At 46.6% G+C, this 17,379-nt stretch carries 12 protein-coding genes; 9 read left to right on the forward strand and 3 right to left on the reverse strand.

Features of this window, described 5'->3' with window-relative positions:
* Positions 1–91: 91 nt before the first annotated feature.
* The 8 genes from BK127_RS30950 (at position 92) to BK127_RS30985 (ending at position 13,421) form a co-directional block, all read left to right on the forward strand.
* Entirely contained in the window at positions 92–1,660 is a 1,569-nt protein-coding gene (locus tag BK127_RS30950; RefSeq protein ID WP_076235961.1) for an extracellular solute-binding protein, read from the forward strand.
* 151 nt (positions 1,661–1,811) lie between these two features.
* Positions 1,812–2,849 (forward strand): response regulator transcription factor, encoded by a 1,038-nt coding sequence (locus tag BK127_RS30955; RefSeq protein WP_076235962.1) that lies wholly within the window; start codon positions 1,812–1,814, stop codon positions 2,847–2,849.
* A complete protein-coding gene (locus tag BK127_RS30960) occupies positions 2,846–4,699 on the forward strand; it encodes a cache domain-containing sensor histidine kinase (protein WP_305954337.1) in 1,854 nt (617 codons plus the stop codon). Before BK127_RS30955 ends, BK127_RS30960 begins: the two co-directional genes overlap by 4 nt.
* Positions 4,700–4,739: 40 nt before the next feature.
* Positions 4,740–5,507 (forward strand): SDR family NAD(P)-dependent oxidoreductase, encoded by a 768-nt coding sequence (locus tag BK127_RS30965; RefSeq protein ID WP_076235963.1) that lies wholly within the window; start codon positions 4,740–4,742, stop codon positions 5,505–5,507.
* Entirely contained in the window at positions 5,504–7,684 is a 2,181-nt protein-coding gene (locus tag BK127_RS30970) for a heparinase II/III domain-containing protein (protein ID WP_076235964.1), read from the forward strand. The genes BK127_RS30965 and BK127_RS30970 overlap by 4 nt, the downstream gene beginning before the upstream one ends.
* Positions 7,677–9,974, forward strand: a complete 2,298-nt coding sequence (locus BK127_RS30975; protein ID WP_076235965.1) for a DUF4962 domain-containing protein — start codon at positions 7,677–7,679, stop codon at positions 9,972–9,974. The genes BK127_RS30970 and BK127_RS30975 overlap by 8 nt, the downstream gene beginning before the upstream one ends.
* Before the next feature lie 178 nt (positions 9,975–10,152).
* Positions 10,153–10,728: a TetR/AcrR family transcriptional regulator gene (locus BK127_RS30980; protein ID WP_076235966.1), complete on the forward strand. Its 576-nt coding sequence runs from the start codon at positions 10,153–10,155 to the stop codon at positions 10,726–10,728.
* Positions 10,729–10,739: 11 nt separating this feature from the next.
* Positions 10,740–13,421, forward strand: a complete 2,682-nt coding sequence (locus BK127_RS30985; protein ID WP_256711529.1) for a phosphoenolpyruvate synthase — start codon at positions 10,740–10,742, stop codon at positions 13,419–13,421.
* A gap of 59 nt (positions 13,422–13,480) precedes the next feature.
* Here BK127_RS30985 and BK127_RS30990 read toward each other — a convergent pair whose 3' ends face one another.
* From BK127_RS30990 to BK127_RS31000, 3 genes are read right to left on the reverse strand one after another with little or no spacing between them, the layout of a single operon-like run.
* On the reverse strand, positions 13,481–14,545 hold the full coding sequence (locus tag BK127_RS30990) for an ABC transporter substrate-binding protein (protein WP_076235967.1): 1,065 nt from the start codon (positions 14,543–14,545) through the stop codon (positions 13,481–13,483).
* Between the two features lie 29 nt (positions 14,546–14,574).
* Positions 14,575–15,345, reverse strand: coding sequence for an ABC transporter permease (locus BK127_RS30995; protein WP_240417420.1), 771 nt, complete (start codon positions 15,343–15,345; stop codon positions 14,575–14,577).
* The gene (locus BK127_RS31000; RefSeq protein ID WP_076235968.1) at positions 15,278–16,117 is read right to left on the reverse strand and encodes an ABC transporter ATP-binding protein; all 840 of its coding nucleotides are present in this window, start codon (positions 16,115–16,117) and stop codon (positions 15,278–15,280) included. The genes BK127_RS30995 and BK127_RS31000 overlap by 68 nt, the downstream gene beginning before the upstream one ends.
* Before the next feature lie 216 nt (positions 16,118–16,333).
* Here BK127_RS31000 and BK127_RS31005 point away from each other — a divergent pair, with 216 nt between their 5' ends.
* Positions 16,334–17,299 (forward strand): stalk domain-containing protein, encoded by a 966-nt coding sequence (locus BK127_RS31005; RefSeq protein WP_076235969.1) that lies wholly within the window; start codon positions 16,334–16,336, stop codon positions 17,297–17,299.
* Positions 17,300–17,379 lie beyond the last annotated feature (80 nt).

Consider the following 17,379-nt stretch of genomic DNA (forward strand, 5'->3'; position numbering starts at 1 on the left):
TGGTTAGGTAAATCTACAATGAAGCTATCATGAAAGCGCTACACAACATCATCATTAAATATTATAAGTTCTCAGAAAAGAGGGGTAATACATGAAAAAATGGATGAAGGTTAGTTTGGCCTCCGTAATGGCAGTCACGACTTTGACGGCATGTTCTTCCAAAGCACCTGAAGCAAATAATGCCGCTGGAGGCAGCAAGCCTGCAGAAAAAGCCAAGTTCTCTATCTCGATGCGAACACTTGCATTTAACCACGTAGAAAAATCACCGAACATTAACGAAGACAAATGGGTAAAAAGACTGGAAGATTTGACCAATACCGATCTGAATATCGTTTTGGTGCCTCATAAGGAATATGAGCAAAAAATGGTTCAAATGTTTGCCACCAATGATATTCCTGACGTTGTGGGCGGCTCCGGTGGGGTATCCGGTAAAGAAATGGCGGGCTCCGTGCAAGCTGGTGTGTTCATGCCACTTGACGATTTGCTGCAAAAATACGGACAAAATCTGTTGAAGAAAATTCCTAAGGATGCATGGCAAAAAGAAACCTACAAAGGTAAAATTTATGCAATTCCTGAATTTCTATCGAATCCTTCCCGGCGAGCTGTAGCGATACGTAAGGATCTGCTGGATAAAGCGGGGCTGCCAATTCCAAAGACGGTAGATGAATATTTGACAGTCATGCGCAAATTTAAAGAAATGGGCGTAGAGAACCCTTATCAAGGCCGCGAAAATTTCAAATATGCGGATTCATTCTTCGGTGCTTTTGATGCATACCCTTACATGTCGATGTTTATGAAGCAGGGAGATCAGATTGTACCTAAATTTTTCAATGTGGAGAATATGACGAAAGCGCTGCAAACGTATAAAACGATGTTCGATGAGGGCTTGATCAACAAAGAATTCGCAACAATCAACCCTACAGTGTACAAAAACTCGATTCTTGCAGGTAAATCCGGCATTTGGTCGATGAATGCGAATGAAGTACTGCAATGGGAACAACAGCTCAAAGCGAACGTGCCAACTGCCAAGGTGGAGCTGATTGCGGCACCTACAGGACCTGACGGCAAAGGTGGAGCGTACCTGTATAACTCCGTTACCCGGGCTTGGTTTATTAACAAAAATGTAAAAAATCCGGAAGCAATCATCAAGTTCTTCGATTGGATGCTATCTGACGAAGCAGAGAAATTCTTCACCTTCGGAGTAGAGGGTGAGACGTTCAAGACAGTTGATGGCAAAATTGAATACAAAGCTCCTACTGAGCCTCAGGCTGTAGACGAAGAGCGTTACCGTCAGGCATTCCTTTGGATGGTTCAAGACACTACCTACAACAAAGGTACACTCAGCTTGACAGAAGATGGTAAGAAACTGATGAGTACGTACGATAACATGCTTGCCAAAGAAGGCCGTGATGGTGTTCAATTCGAACCGCGCCTTGACGCATTGATCAAAAATCCAGACATTTCACCGGAATCCGACTATGCCGCACCGCTCATTTTGCAGCACATGGTCAAAATGGTTTATGGTAAAGAGCCGATTTCCGACTGGCCTAAGGTTATTGAAGAGTATAAGTCCAAAGGCGGAAATGACGTCATCAAAGAAGCAACTGAGAAATTTAATAAACAAGATCCAAGTGTGACGATCAGCATGCCGCGTCGATAATTGTTTTACATTGAGCTCCTCATGTCTGATGACATGGGGAGTGCGTTTTATTCAGGTCATGGCTTAGAAGGCTTGTGTGTGAAAGGATTTCACATCTGGCATCGTGTATACTACAAGCATAGATGTTTAATTCAGCAAAGGAGGCGACCTCATGTACAGCATAATGATTGCGGATGACGAGCCGATGATCCGTAAAGGATTGCAAAAGCTGATTCAACAATCAGGTCAGCCTGTATCAAGCTTACGATTAGCGGAAAATGGAGAGGATGCGCTGCAGCAGATTCGTGAGGAGCGTCCTGATTTCCTGTTTACGGATATTCGGATGCCAAAGCTGGACGGGCTTGAGCTATGCAGACACGTGTCAGAATTGGACCCCAGCATTCACATTGTGGTTGTGTCCGGGTACAGTGATTTTGAATATGCGCAAAAGTGCTTGTCCTATGGTGTGAAGGAATATGTATTAAAGCCGATTAGCAAGAAAACAGTCGAAGCCGCTTTGATCAAGCTGACACATCTGCATACGCTGCAGCAATCGCAAACCTTCGTCTCCGTGCAAAGGCTTGAGGAATGGGTTGGTGCTATGGAGGATGCGATATGGTCTCTGGATCATAAAGGATTATGCAGTACGCTGAATAAGGTTCAATTGGAGCTTCAAGTTCAGCGGCTGCGCCTGAATCAATGGATTGATGTGCTGGGCGAATTTTCGGCACTGTTGTATAAGCGGTTGCTTGGCAGAGATGTATTTTCCTTCATAGAAAAGCTGGATTTGACTGGCGTCAAGAATGAAGATGAGGTATGGTCTCGGTTTGCAGCAAGTCTTGAGCAGTTATTTGCAGAATTGAAAGTAAAGCGTAGAGGCAAGCTGAAGGACCCTGTTGAGGAAGCCAAGCAATATATTGAGACGCATTTAGCTGAAGAGGTATCGCTGGAGGAGGTTGCGGGTCGTATCGGGCTTAATGCGTCCTACTTTAGTCAGCTCTTTAAGCAATCGACTCAGGAAACCTTTGTGCAATACCGTACGCGCAGGCGGATGGAGAAGGCTAAGAAGCTGTTAGCCCAGCCGCATTACCGGATCACGGACATTTCCGGAGAAGTGGGCTATGCAGACCATCCGCATTTCACCAAAACCTTTAAGAAGCATACGGGCTTATTGCCATCTGAATTCAGGAACAAGCTGGGAATCGAATGATGAAAATGCGCACGCTTTCCGGACAAGTTTATTTTTATTTTGCGATTGTCATTGTCATATCGCTGGCTTCTGTCGGGTTTGTGTCGTATTTTCAGGCTTCCCGAGCTTTGGATACGCAGGTTGAGCAGTATATGGAGCAAATGATTGAGAATGTTGCTTATCAAACGGATATTTATTTGCAAACGTACGAGCTCTTGAGCAACACCTTTTCATCCAATACGGATGTAAGAAATTTTTTCGAGATCGGGCCGAATGATTCCTACGAATATTATTATTATTCGAACGAAATTAAAAATTTCGCCTCCCGGTCCGTGCAGTCGATTCAAACGATTTACAAACAACTGAATGTCATTTATATCGTTGGACGGCAGGGCAGATCCGTTGTGTACGATAATCAGAATTTTCTTTTCAGTGAAGCTGGACTTAGTCCAGAAAGATATGATTGGCTGATGAAAGCTATACCTGAAGATGGCTCAATCGTTCTTTTGAACACGAGCTTTCGCCCGAGCGACCAAGGAACGGTAGTTACTATGGCACGTCAGGTACGTGGGGCTGCTTACACGGATTTTAAAGGAATTGTGGCGATTGAGTTCAAGCTGCAAGAGCTGGCCAAGATATGGGATCGGGTCAATATCGGGAAAGAAGGGTATTTTTTTATTGTGGATGAGACGGGAAAGTCAATTTATCATCCGCCCTTCGCACAGCCTGATGAGCAGGTATTCAAGGATATTGCCGCTCATTTGACAGATAGCAATAACAAGGTGTTCCAAGCGGAATACTTGGGCAAAAACCGGATGTTTGTGGCGCGTAAATCCGATTATTCGAACTGGCGGCTTCTTGCCTCTGTACCGGTTAGTGAACTGCGCAAACCGATTTCGACAATACGAACAACAACAATCGTAGTTGGCTTGCTGACCCTGATTGTGGCATTGTGGCTAGCTTGGCGGTTTGGGCGATCGCTGCTGGCACCGATTCGAGAGCTTAAGGACAGCATGCGTGAAACGGAAAAAGGAAATTTTCAGCACATTGACGAGATCGAGCGGACAGATGAAATTGGAGGCCTCGTTCATAGCTACAATCTGATGGTTACTCGCTTATCCGAAATGATCAACAAAGTGTATGCAGCTGAGCTGCAGCAGCAGAAGGATGCTCTGCAGATACAGGAGACGGAAATTGAGCGGCATCGAGCCGAATTTCAAACTCTGCAGCTGCAGATCAACCCGCATTTTTTATACAACACATTAGAAACGATTAATTGCTATGCCATTGTTCAGGATTCGCATGAGATTACCGAAATGGTCGAAGCTATGGCGTTTATGCTGAGGTATTCGATCCAGACGAATCTGGAAGAGATTACGGTAGCTAACGAATTGAATCATGTGCGCAATTACTTGATCATTCTGCAGCACCGGATTGATCGTGAGTTTGAAATTGATGTGATCATCCCACCTTCGCTGCTGTTGGAAAAAATGGTTCGTTTAACCCTTCAGCCGGTTATCGAAAACTGCTTCCAGCATGCTTTTCCAAATGGGATTGAGGCTCATCACCGAATATCGATTGATGCCCGAAAGCAGCAGGGGCTGTTTCAAGTTATTGTTGAGGATAATGGGATTGGCATCCCGCCTGAAAGACTTCGGGAGCTGCAAGAGCAATTAAAGCTGAACCGGTTAGCGGAGCAGCAGACGGAATCAGGTTATTATCGCCGCGGCGGCATCGGGCTAATGAATGTGCATCGACGGATTCAAATGGTATTTGGTGAGCAGTATGGAATGCAGATTGAAAGTGAATGGGAACAAGGAAGCCGAATTATTTTATCCATGCCTGATATACCTAAACCTATCAAAATATAATACGGGATGAACCGTTACTAATCTTAGGAGGAAACACATAATGAACACACAATTAAATGGGAAAATCGCTTTGGTTACTGGATCTAATGCAGGGATTGGACGCGCAACCGCTGTTTTATTGGCAGCAAACGGAGCCAAGGTTGGTGTTAGCTATATGAACAATAAAGAGCAGGGTGAAGAAACGGTAGCGATTATTCGCCAAGCGGGCGGACAGGCTGAGCTATTTCAAGCAGACGTGACTGACGCTGCACAGATCGAAAGCCTGGTAAGCGGTGTGGAAAGTGCATTCGGCGGAACGATTGATATTCTGGTTAACAATGCAGGTCACATGGTGCAGCGTGTACCGAATGTTGATATGACGGAAGAGATGTATGACAAGATCATGAATGTCAATCTGAAAAGCACTGTATTTATGTGCAAACGCGTCATTCCGGGCATGAAAGCCAAGGGTGCAGGGCGAATCGTGAACATGGCTTCAGTTGCAGGACATAACGGAGGCGGACCCGGAGCAAGTATATATGCAGCGAGTAAAGCGGCTATATCGGCCTACTCCAAGGGCTTGGCCAAAGAGGTCGCAGGTGATGGAGTTACTGTAAATATCGTATCCCCAGGCTTCATTGGGCAAACCGCGTTTCATTCGACATTTACGACCGATGCAGCACGTCAGGCTACAATTGGCGGCATCCCGTTAAAGCGTGAGGGAACTCCAGAGGATGTAGCAGGTGCTGTCTTGTATTTGACCTCGGAGTTGGGTGCCTATTTGACGGGTGAGACGATTGAAGTCAACGGCGGGATGTTCATGCGATGAGAATAGAACAGAAGCTGCAATCCACTTTATGGGCGAATGAAGCCCTGCAGAAGCTGAAGGAAGAGCTCGATGCTCTTCTTTCCAGCGACAGTCTCCATATTCCGAAAGAGCCTGGCGGCTGGTGGCATCAATATGTATGCCCTGAGCATCATATTGAGCTGCTGTTCGATCCGGCCGAGCGTGATGCTCATAGCTTCCAATGTCCGCATGGCTGCCGTATTGAAGGTGAGGCGTATCGCGGGGCATGGCTCGTATTTAAGCATCAGTCCTTGGCAAGGTACGCGCTGCAAGCCGCGGCCATATATGCGGGCATCAATGAACCAGGCTACGCGGAGCTGGCCAAGCAAATTATTATCAATTATGCCGCACAATTTCCGCAATATCCGGTGCACCCGGATGCTCAGCCCTGGATGTTGAAGGGGCGCGCCTTTCATCAGGCATTAACGGAGGCGATCTGGTCTACGACAATTTTGCGCGCCTATTTACTGCTTCATGATGAAGGTGTTGGTTTTAACGAAACGGAAAAAGCGACATTGGATGTGTTCCTTTCCATGCTGGAAGAGAGCATGGTGCAATACCGCCAGATCTTGATTCATGATCGTCAGAATGCGGAAAATAATTATACTGCCTGGCTAAATGCTTCACTTTCCTGCGTTTATGCAATTCGTGGACAGCAGGAACTTTTACAGGGCTTGATTGATGGAGAAGGCGGTTGGAAGCACCATCTTTCCATTGGCGTAAAACCGGATCAATTCGAATTTGAAGGCAGCACTTATTATCATATTTTTGTATTGCGTGCGTATTTGATTTCAGCGGAGATGGCAGAACGGTTCGGTGTGGATTTATATCATATACAGGCGGAGCAGGGTCAGTCCATGCGCGGGATGTTTGATGTGCTAGTAGGGCTGGCCGATGATCAAGGTATGCTTCCGGCACTGCATGATGGCCCGTTAGCAAGGGTTCCTTTTGCCAGAGAAATCGCGGAGATTATGGAAATTGGTCTTGCTCATTACGGCAATGAGCTTTATGCTCCGTTGTTAGGTGAAGCCTATCGGCAAATGGACGGAGAGGCTCGTCGAATTTCATTGGAAGCACTTGTCTATGGAGAAGGCGATGCCAATCTTACAAATGCAGGTCTATTAGCAGGAAGAAACACACTGCTGCTGAAGGATTCGGGATTTGTTGTTGGACGGAAAGCGGGTAATCCATTATCCTACCTTGCAGATTTTGGTCCACACGGTGGTTCACATGGGCATTATGATAAGCTGCATGTATCCATTCAGTACGAAGGAGGGACATTTACACCGGATCTGGGTGTGGTTCCTTATGGATCTTCCCTGCGTAAGCAATGGTTTGCCGAGACGGTCAGTCATAATACGGTTTCGATCGATGGGCAATCCCAGGCTGAGCATTCAGGTTTATGCAAGCTGTTCACGGAGTCGGAGCAAGCTGTATATACTTGGCTGCAATCAGATGGAGCCTATGAAGGCTGTATATTAAACAGGCATTTGCTCTTAAGTGGAGAGTGGCTGCTCGATTGGTTTGAGGTTCAGCTGTCTGAAGAGCGTACGATCGATTGGTGGATGCATCCGCTCGTTAAGCCTCATGCTGCAGACGGAGCCTGGGTGAGAGACAGTGGGAACAACGATGGGTTAGGTGCATTGGGCTACGCTGGTCACGGATACGATCTGGTGAAGCTTACAGACTATTATGAAACAGAGGAAGGCGATAGTCTGGGGCTTGAGGAACAACTCGATTTGCTTCCGGCTCCCAAGATGCTGACGCTCCAATATACGCCTGATAGCGACACAACGAAATCGCTGCATCAATCAATTGTTGCTTTTCCGGGAATGTCACTGCTGCGTGTAGAAACACCAGGAACCTCTATAGATCCGAGCCAAGCATTAAGTGGCTTGCTGCAGCGGCAGGTGGGCAAGCAAGCTAACTTTATACAGATTTATAAGCTGGGTCCAGCCGTTCACGCCAGTTGGGAAGCAAGTGATGCCACGGGTACCGTTGAAACGAATAATGAAGCTTCGACAATCGAACATGCGCATGTAATCGGTATGAATTCTAGTCATGGACAACTGGTGATAAGCACCCGGTCGCAGGAAGCGGTTTGCGTGCTTGATCGTGAGCAAGGGCTGGTTGTGACCTGGAGGGACAAACATGAGTAAAGCATTATACCAACCGCAAAGCGGACTATTGACTGTGCAATATGCACCAGATGAACAGACCGTTTTAATCGAGAATCCGCCGCGGTTTACATGGATTCCGGCTCAGCTTGAGCATGACCAGTATATACTGCAGTATTCTACATCCTCACAATTCACACCAGAGGATACCATAACAGTTCAACCGATTCCTTACAATTTGTATACGCCTGATCATGTTTTCACTGCGGGAACTTACTATTGGCGGTATGCGCTATTGCAGCGAGGAGAAGGGCAGCCTACGGAATGGAGCCACATTCGCAGCTTTACGGTACAGGAGGGTTTGCCGGAAACACCACTGCCATCGCGCGGGCACCGATATACGGATATTTCCATGAAGCATCCCAGATTGTGGCTGCAAGCCGAAGAGCTGCCGGAATTTCGCCGTACGGTTCGTGAACAGCCATCCAAATACGGCTGGGATGTATTCTTGGAGCGTTCGGTAAAACCATGGGTCGACCGTGAACTGATCCCGGAGCCCTTGCCTTATCCAAACAATAAGCGTGTAGCCAACCTATGGCGTCAAATGTATATCGATTGTCAGGAAGCATTATACGCAGTGCGTCATCTTAGTGTTGCTGGTGTGATTCTTGAGGATGCGGATTTGATTGCACGGGCCAAATCATGGCTGCTTCACATTACCTCATGGAACCCGGAAGGCACAACAAGTCGGGACTATAATGATGAAGCTTCCTTTCGTATTGCCGGAGCGGTTGCATGGGGTTATGATTGGCTCTATCAGGAGCTGACGGAGGAAGAACGCGAAGAGGTACGTAACAATTTGTTGACACGCACCCGTCAGGTTGCGTTCCACGTGATCGAACGCTCCAAAATCCACCATGTTCCTTTTGACAGTCATGCAGTTCGCTCTTTATCGTCGGTTATCGTTCCAAGCTGCATGGCTCTGCTTGGCGAGGCCGTAGTGGCAGAGGAATGGCTTGATTATACGCTGGAGTATTATGCATGCTTGTATTCTCCATGGGGCGGGGCAGATGGAGGCTGGGCGGAAGGTCCGATGTATTGGACGACCGGGATGGCTTTTGTAACAGAAGCTATGAATCTATTGAATAAATATACCGGTATTAACTTTTACCGCCGTCCTTTTTTTCAGCATACGGGTGATTTTCCGCTGTATTGCTTTAGCCCGGATACACTTCGTGCCAGCTTTGGCGATCAATCCACACTTGGCGATCCGGTAAGCTTGAAAACGGGCTTTAATATTCGTCAATTTGCCGGCATTACCAATAATGGACACCATCAATGGTACTATGAGCAGACTAGAGCGATCGATACGGACTCCGAGATGAAGTTTTACAATTATGGCTGGTGGGATTTCCGTTTTGACGAGATGATGTATATGCACGATTATCCGGCAGTACAAGCCAAAGCGCCTACAGATATCGAACCTGTAAAATGGTTCCGCGATATAGGCTGGGTAGCTTTTCATGCCCATATGGATCGTCCGAAAGACCATATCATGCTGTTGACCAAAAGTAGTCCTTACGGTTCAATCAGTCACAGCCATGGAGACCAGAACGGCTTTCTGCTGCATGCCTATGGGGAACCACTCGCAATTGAGAGCGGCTATTATGTTGCCTTCGGTAGCACGATGCACATGAATTGGCGCAAGCAGACAAGGTCTACTAATAATGTACTAATCGATCGTCAGGGGCAATATGCAGGCACGAACAAAGTACTGAATATGTCGGCATCCGGCACGGTGGAAGCTGTCGAAACCCATAAGGGCTATACGTATTCCCGCTGTAATGCGACCGCTGCTTATCAGGAGCAGGTTCCTTACCTGGAGCGATATGTCAGAGAGCTGTATTTTTATGAGGGTGCCTATATCGTAGTTGTAGATCAAATAGATCTGTCACAGCCGGGACGTGTGGATTGGCTGTTTCATACGCTGTATGAGATGGAGTTGGATGGACAGTCCTTTAAGGTTCATGGGCAAAAGGCTGACATGGATGGGCGTTTTGTGTACAGCTCATCCGGCGATCTCTCATTATCACAGCATGACGAGTTTACAGAAGTAGATACTGCAGAGATAGAAGGTCTGAACCGCCATTGGCATTTGACGGCTACAACACAATCAGCCCGTAGTCATCGCATTGCCACACTGCTGGTGCCACTCCGTAAGGATGAGCCCAAGTATGTATCCTACTTCATGGATGATCAAGGTCATGGTGTGCATATTTACTTTACGGAAGACGGCGTTACACATAAGGTAGAGATTCCTAAGCCTTATTAAGCTGTGGAGAGAGAACGGCAGTTCATCCTTAGGGTTAGCTGCCGTTCGACTTTTCCGTGATGCTAGAGGAGAAGTATCGGTAAGAAGAATGATTGACGGGTATGCATTTTTTTTGTAACATGGAAACCATAAAAACTATATTGGTTTCCTTGGTTTCAAGGCGGGGGAGAGTATCATTGTGGATGAAGCTATGCGCATACGTATCGTACAGACAGCAACCGATTTATTTCATAAAAAAGGATATCGATCTATGACTTTGAGTGAACTGTCGGCACAGCTTGGGATGAGCAAGAAAACCTTATACGTGTATTTCAGTGGGAAGGAGCAGATCGCAGCAGCTGTGCTGGAGAACACGATGGCAGCGATCAGTGCCAGGATTGACGAATCGACGCGGCAGGCAGGAGATCCGCTTCATTTATTAAGAGACACACTTTATGGAGTCAAGCAAGAGATTGTGAAGCTGAATCCGATGTTTCTGGAGGATATCCAGAAGTATATTCCAGAGCTGTGGGATCGTATTGAAGCTTTTCGCGCCGGACAGCTTACTTTTATTGAGAAACTGCTGGTTCAGGCTCAGCAGGTAGGATTGATTCGAAATGTCGATCCGCGAGTTGCTGCTGTTCTTATGTCAGAAATTGTGCAGACGTTTTTGCGTCCGGATTTTGCCTCGAAGCATGGTTTTACGACGATTGATGCAGTTGAAACCTTGCTTGTCATGTTTACAGAAGGTCTTCGAATCCATAACGATCATTGAGGAGCGTGTGCATGATGAAAGGATACGTTCTTGACTTTGCACAGATCGATGAAGACAGCATACCCATTGTAGGTGGAAAAGGTGCGAATCTTGGTGTAATGACGAGAGCAGGTTTTCCGGTGCCTCCCGGGTTTTGTGTAACGACTAGCGCTTACCGCGATTTTATCGGGCAAAGCAGTCTGATGGAAGCCTATTTTGACCAGCTGGATGGGATTAAGGCCAACCAACTGAATGCGATATCCGAGCTTGGCCAAAGTATCCGCAAGCATCTGGTGACGTTAGCTATTCCGGAAGCCATTGCTGCTGAAATTATAGGCAGCTGGGAGCAATCAGCTAAAGAAAATGCCTATGCGGTTCGTTCCAGCGCGACAGCTGAGGATCTTCCTTATGCCTCATTTGCCGGGCAGCAGGATACGTATTTGAATGTAAAAGGAAGGGAGCAGCTGCTGCTGGCCATCCGTCAATGCTGGGCATCACTGTTCACGGATCGGGCCATCTCCTACAGAGCCAAGAATGGATTCGATCACCGCTCGGTACAGTTATCGGTAGTTGTCCAGCAGATGGTGGTTCCCGAAGTATCGGGTATTATGTTCACTGCTGATCCGATTAGCGGTCATCGGGGAATCCTTTCTATTGATGCCAGCTATGGACTAGGAGAGGCTCTTGTATCGGGACTGGTCTCAGCGGATTTATATCAGGTGCATGCGGGAATGATCATTTCCAAGAAAATAGCCAAAAAGAAGCTCGCCATTTTCTCATTACCGGAGGGAGGTACGCTTACAAGGGATTTGCCTGAAGATATGCAAAGCAGGCAGGCACTTGAAGATTCGCAAATTGAACAACTGGCCTCTCTCGGTGTAAAAATCAAGGATCATTATGGAACGGATCAGGATATCGAATGGTGTTACGCAGGAGGTTTGATCTATATTGTCCAGAGCCGACCGATTACGTCGTTATACCCGCTTCCCCAATTGTTGACGGCAGCTGGAGAATCCCCCCATATTCTACTCTCGTTCGGGCACCAGCAGATGATGACAGATGCAATGAAGCCGATGGCGCTGTCGATCTGGCAGACGATGTTTCCCTTCGGGAAACCTGCCGTTCAAGTCGAAAGCAGGTTGACGTATCGTGCTGGCGGAAGAATGTTTATTGATATCACCCCCATACTAACTCTTAAACCAGCACGGAGCCTTGTACCCAAGGTTCTAAAAGGTGTTGACGAAATGATGGGCAGCGCTGTGGGCGAATACGTTCAACGGGATGCATTTATTCAAGACATCAAGCAGCCTAAAGGACTTGCTATGCAGATGGCTCGATTTGTCGTTCCCTTGCTCAGGAGAGTCGTTAACAATTTGCTGTTTGCTGATACCTCACGGGCAGTTCATACCGTTAATACATGGTTAAGATCCTCGTTCCAATCGGGCAAGGATCAATTGACAGACGTGAGCGGAGCGAATAGGGTGCTTGAAGTGCAGGAGCATGCCGGGAAGCTGCTGCGTACCCTGTTTCAAGAACTGATGGCCTATCCGTTGTCGGGTGTTATTGCATCAAGACTGATTCAAGGACTTGCTGTAAGATGGTTACATGATAATGAAGTCATTCACATTTTGAATAAATCGCTGATTGGCAACGTCACCAGTGAGATGGGACTGATGATCGGAGATTTGGCGGATATTGCCAGGCAGTACCCCGAGGTCACCGCGTTGATTCATGAGGGCAGGGCATCAAGCTTTCGTGAGGCTCTTTCGACGGTTGAAGGCGGTTCCGTTTTTTTACAAGCATGGGACCATTTTATTCAGCTGTATGGCATGCGCTGTGCAGGTGAAATCGATATTACACGCCCAAGATGGAGAGAAGACGCCAGCTCGCTGTTGCCCTCGATTGAAAGCCATATCAGAACGATGAGGCATAAGGAACACAGGGAGCGGTTTGCACAAGGCGCAGTAGAGGCTCAAACGGCTGCTGACGACTTATTGGATCGTCTTGGGAAGTTGCCCTTCGGATGGTTTAAAAAGAGATTAATGGGTCGCTTACTGCGAGTATTTCGCGATTTAATGAGCATCCGGGAGCATCCCAAATATTTGATGATGCAGCACTTCGGTTTGTTTCGAGAGGCTATTCTGAAGGAAGCGCAAAATTTGGTGCAGGAAGGAATTCTGATTGAAGAAGAGGATGTCTTTTACTTGACCTTGGATGAACTGCTGCACTTGACGAAAGGCAGACCGATCGAGCATCTCTCCCAAATAATAGTTGGCCGCAAAAAGGAACATGAGCATTACAAGTCCCTCATTCCGCCGCGGCTGATGACAAGTGAAGGTGAGATCATTACGGGTCGTCGAAGTCACCAGGATGCACCAGAGCATGCACTGCTCGGAACTCCGGTGTCCGCAGGAATCGTAGAAGGGATTGCTCGCGTGGTATTACGGCCCGAGGATGCAAAGCTGAATAAAGGTGAAATCTTGATCGCCCCATTTACAGATCCAGGGTGGACGCCGCTGTTTCACTCGTGTGTAGGTTTGGTGATGGAAGTAGGCGGATTGATGACGCATGGTGCCGTCGTAGCGCGCGAATATGGTCTTCCAGCTGTAGTAGGCATAGATGACGTAACCAGGCTGATTCATGATGGTGACCTGATTCGTCTGGACGGTACGCGTGGATTTGTAGTAGTCTTGACTTCAAGTACGAGCTCATAGTCAAAAGCCCTTCGAAGCATCACTTGGATGCTCAAAGGGCTTTTTTACTTCATACAAGCTTATTTGCCTGCCTTTACTTCATTTAACAGGGTTAAATCCACAAATTTGCTTAGATCAAGCTCTTCCTTTTTAACGTCTTTAATATAGCCAGCATCAATGGAAACCTTGGCCATTTCTTCAATGGCTTCCTTGCTAACATCTGTGGTGAGGCTAAAACGACCCAGGGATGCTTTAATCAGGCTGATTTCCATTCCTTTGCCACTCAAAGCTTTCAAACGATTGTTAATTAGCTCATAAGATTTATCCGGGTTTTTCTTAATAAAGTCAACAGCTTCTGCATTGGCTTTAATCGCTTGCTTCGTCATTTCACGGTGATCCTTCAGGAACTTGTCGCTAACAGCCAGCAACGTTAAAGGATAGTTACCATTATTAGGAGGGATTTTGTCCCAATCTACGATGATTTTGCCTACGCCTTCCTGCTCCATTTGTGTACCCCAAGGCTCTGGAACAAGAGTCGCATCAATTTCTTTTTGTCTCATCGCTACCATTGTGTCAGCAGGTGCACGTGCAATGATATTCACACCGGTTTTATCTGTAGTGATTTTCAAATTATTTTGTTGAAGCAGCAGGCGCAAAGAAATTTCATTCGTGCTGCCTTTTGTCGGGATCGCAACAGTTTTACCAAGTAAATCTTTAGGGCTTGTAATTCCCGAATCTTTGGCTGCTACCAGTACAGCTCCACCATTGGTAGACCCGCTGACGATACGGAAGTTTTTACTTTTAACGAATTGGTTGGTAGCAGGCCCAGGTCCTGTGTACCCCAGATCAATCTGATCTGTAGCTAAAGCGGTGGAGAAATCGGAGCCGTTGTCAAAGCCGACAACCTCGATCTTAACTTTATCTCCCCAAGCTTTTTGGAACAGCCCTTGTTCCAAAGCAACATAACCGGCTGCGTGTGTGACATTTTTGAAAATTCCGATGCGAACGGTAGATGCTGTTGGTGCTTGTGGAGCAGCAGCTCCTCCAGCGGCAGGTGCGGTAGGCTCTTCTTTTTTGCCGCATGCTGACAGAACCAATACGGTAACCAGCAGCAGGGCCAATAATAGTGATCCTTGTTTTTTCATCGTTTAACTCTCCCTTTTATAAAATGTCGCTATTTTTTATTTTTATTCTCGGCTAGGCCGTAGCGAATCAAAATCGTATCCTCCAACCGTTTAAAGCAAAAATGGTCGGAGAGGGTACCCAGAACGGCAATAATGATAACTACACACAGCATCAATGCGGTATCCGATAAGCTTCTTCCATCCTGAAGAAGTTGACCCAGGCCAACGCCTTTGGCAATCAGCTCCCCTGATACTAATGCACGCCAGGCAAATGCCCATGCGACACGAACTCCCGTGATCATATGAGGAAAGGCGGCGGGCACCATAACCTGATAAAACATTCGAAAGCCATTGCCTGTGCCCATCGTTCGTGCAGCCTTCAGGTACAAAGGAGGAATATTCATAATACCGGTTCGGCTTGACATTGCCATAGTCCAGGTTGCCCCAAGTGTAGTGATAAATACGACAGAAAAGTCATTCATTCCGAACCAGATGATAGCAAAAGGCAACCAGGCGATACTTGGGACGGTTTGCAAGGCAACGACCAGGAAGCCGATAGTATCGTCCAGAAAGCGGTATCTCGCGAATAAAAAGCCAAGTGTAACTCCAATCGATATGGCCAGCACAAAAGCTGTCAGTAGCCTGCGTATGCTCTGTAGCGTCGCTTCCAGCAGCTGTCCGTGCACAAAGCCGTCATAAAATGCTTGAGCGGTCTGGACAACAGAGGGGAACTTCCAGCCCCAATCGAATATTCTAAATCCCGCTTCCCATGCTATTAGAACTACGATCAGAAAGAGTGTTCTTCTTAAGGCTGTACTCATCGCCCATCTCCTCCTTTACGACTTTTTCCAACTCATCGGCAAGAACTTCCATGATGTTGGTTTCCGTATGGTGAAGAAGGGGGTCAGATGCATCCCGCGGACGCTCTGCCTGAACGGCGAATTCTTTTTTTATGGTTCCAGGTCTCGTCGACATGACGAGAACACGGTCAGATAAAATAACGGCTTCACGTATATTGTGGGTGATGAAGAGAATCGTTTTCTTGGTCCGCATCCAGATTTCTTCCAGCTCTTTATGTAAAATAAGCCTGGTTTGTTCATCCAATGCAGCAAACGGCTCATCCATCAACAGAATTTCAGGGTCCATAGCCAAAGCGCGGGCAATAGCCGCTCGTTGCTTCATCCCGCCTGATAGCTCATGTGGATAACGATCTGCAAATCTGCTCAAGTGAACGGATTTGATTTGCTCCATCGCCAGCTCCTCGCGTTCCTTCTTGCCCAATCCTTTTTGCTTAAGCCCAAATGCTACATTGTCGAGCACGGTTAGCCAAGGAAACAAGGCGTGCTCCTGAAATACGACGACACGGTCGGGTCCGGGTGTGCTGCAGTCTTTACCGTTGACGGTTATAGTTCCCTGCTGCGCATGCTCAAGTCCTGCTACCAAATTTAAGAGTGTAGATTTGCCGCAGCCCGATGGTCCCAGCAAGGAGACGAATTCCCCTTTTTGAATGGTCAGTGACACGTTGTCAATTGCAGTGAATGTGCCGCCTGTACGCTGCTGGAACGTCTTGCTGATGTTCTTGATTTCAATCATGTGTTGCTCACTCCTTCATGAACTCCGTACAAGTTAGTTTTCTTCTGAAAGATCACACTAAAAGTATATACCAACCTATTCTATCGGAATTAACATATTTGTCAATATAAACTTTATGAAGGAAAAAAGGGTCATCGTGCCGAAGTAGTCTCATTCAAGTATTTACAGTCTTACACGATACCAACAATTCATGAACAAGAAAGGTTTGGATAGCGAATGAAACGATGGAAACGCGTGCTGATTACAGGAACTCTATTGACAACTGCCTTCACGGCCGGCGTGTATGCTGAGGATGTGCTTCAACGGGTCGACGCCTATTTGCGACCTGATTTCAACGTAGTGCTCGACGGTAAACAGATCCAACTAGAAAGTCCAACATTAGTGTATGCGGATAAAACCTACTTATCTTTGAAGGAGCTTGGTAATCTGTTGGGGGCTAGTGTTATTTGGAAAGATGTGAATAAGACCATCTATATCAACAGCCGGATTAATTCCGAGCAGCAGGTTGTCGAGAAGGATCAGTCCATAGAAGAATTCAAATTCCGTACCCCTTACTCCATCAAAGTAAACTACCTGGGAGCCGAGTATCCCTTGATGCTGGCCTACGCTGATGAGGGTACAGGTGTGAGAAATAATTTGATTTATTACCGTCTTTCCGATGTGAGGAAGATGGGTATTGATACGAATGGCTTGAAGCAATCCAAAGAAAAACTGACCGGAGCCCTATACATAAGTGAGCCTGAAATGAAAAAACGCCTGAAGCAAATGCCAACACCGATTTATAATGGTAGTGAGCGGTATGTGATAGCTGGTGAAATTAACACGAATAGAATTAAGGCATTGCAAACGTATGTAAAAGAAAATGGCAGCACACGTACTGACGATATTACATTCACGAACATTCCTGTCATGATCGAGAAGATGGATACAGAGAACATGTATGAATACTTATATTTCCAAACCCGTACCTCATCTAAATTTACGATTAGCCATTATATTTCAACCAAGCTGATTTTAACCAAAATGGAAGAAAAATTGGTGGATGGCTCGGATGGCTATACGATTAATAATTATGGTTGGACGGATTTGGATGATAAATTGGAACGTGAAGTTACACGTAAAGAAGATGAAGCGAGAAAAGCCAAGGATGAGGAAGCAATAAGACAGGCTGCCCAAAAATAAGTATAAGAATTATTATTTAGCGAATCGTCTGGGCACTGTCCGGACGGTTTATTTTGTTTTTCCAAAAAATAAATAACAAT

It is taken from the genome of Paenibacillus sp. FSL H7-0331 (assembly GCF_001956045.1).

Coding starts and splice junctions, on each gene's coding strand:
- BK127_RS30955 (WP_076235962.1), top strand. CDS start 1,812: ATGTACAGCATAATGATTGCGGATGACGAGCCGATGATCCGTAAAGGA.
- BK127_RS30995 (WP_240417420.1), bottom strand. CDS start 15,345: ATGAGTACAGCCTTAAGAAGAACACTCTTTCTGATCGTAGTTCTAATA.
- BK127_RS30985 (WP_256711529.1), top strand. CDS start 10,740: ATGATGAAAGGATACGTTCTTGACTTTGCACAGATCGATGAAGACAGC.
- BK127_RS31005 (WP_076235969.1), top strand. CDS start 16,334: ATGAAACGATGGAAACGCGTGCTGATTACAGGAACTCTATTGACAACT.
- BK127_RS30990 (WP_076235967.1), bottom strand. CDS start 14,545: ATGAAAAAACAAGGATCACTATTATTGGCCCTGCTGCTGGTTACCGTA.
- BK127_RS30975 (WP_076235965.1), top strand. CDS start 7,677: ATGAGTAAAGCATTATACCAACCGCAAAGCGGACTATTGACTGTGCAA.
- BK127_RS30960 (WP_305954337.1), top strand. CDS start 2,846: ATGATGAAAATGCGCACGCTTTCCGGACAAGTTTATTTTTATTTTGCG.
- BK127_RS30950 (WP_076235961.1), top strand. CDS start 92: ATGAAAAAATGGATGAAGGTTAGTTTGGCCTCCGTAATGGCAGTCACG.
- BK127_RS30965 (WP_076235963.1), top strand. CDS start 4,740: ATGAACACACAATTAAATGGGAAAATCGCTTTGGTTACTGGATCTAAT.
- BK127_RS30970 (WP_076235964.1), top strand. CDS start 5,504: ATGAGAATAGAACAGAAGCTGCAATCCACTTTATGGGCGAATGAAGCC.
- BK127_RS31000 (WP_076235968.1), bottom strand. CDS start 16,117: ATGATTGAAATCAAGAACATCAGCAAGACGTTCCAGCAGCGTACAGGC.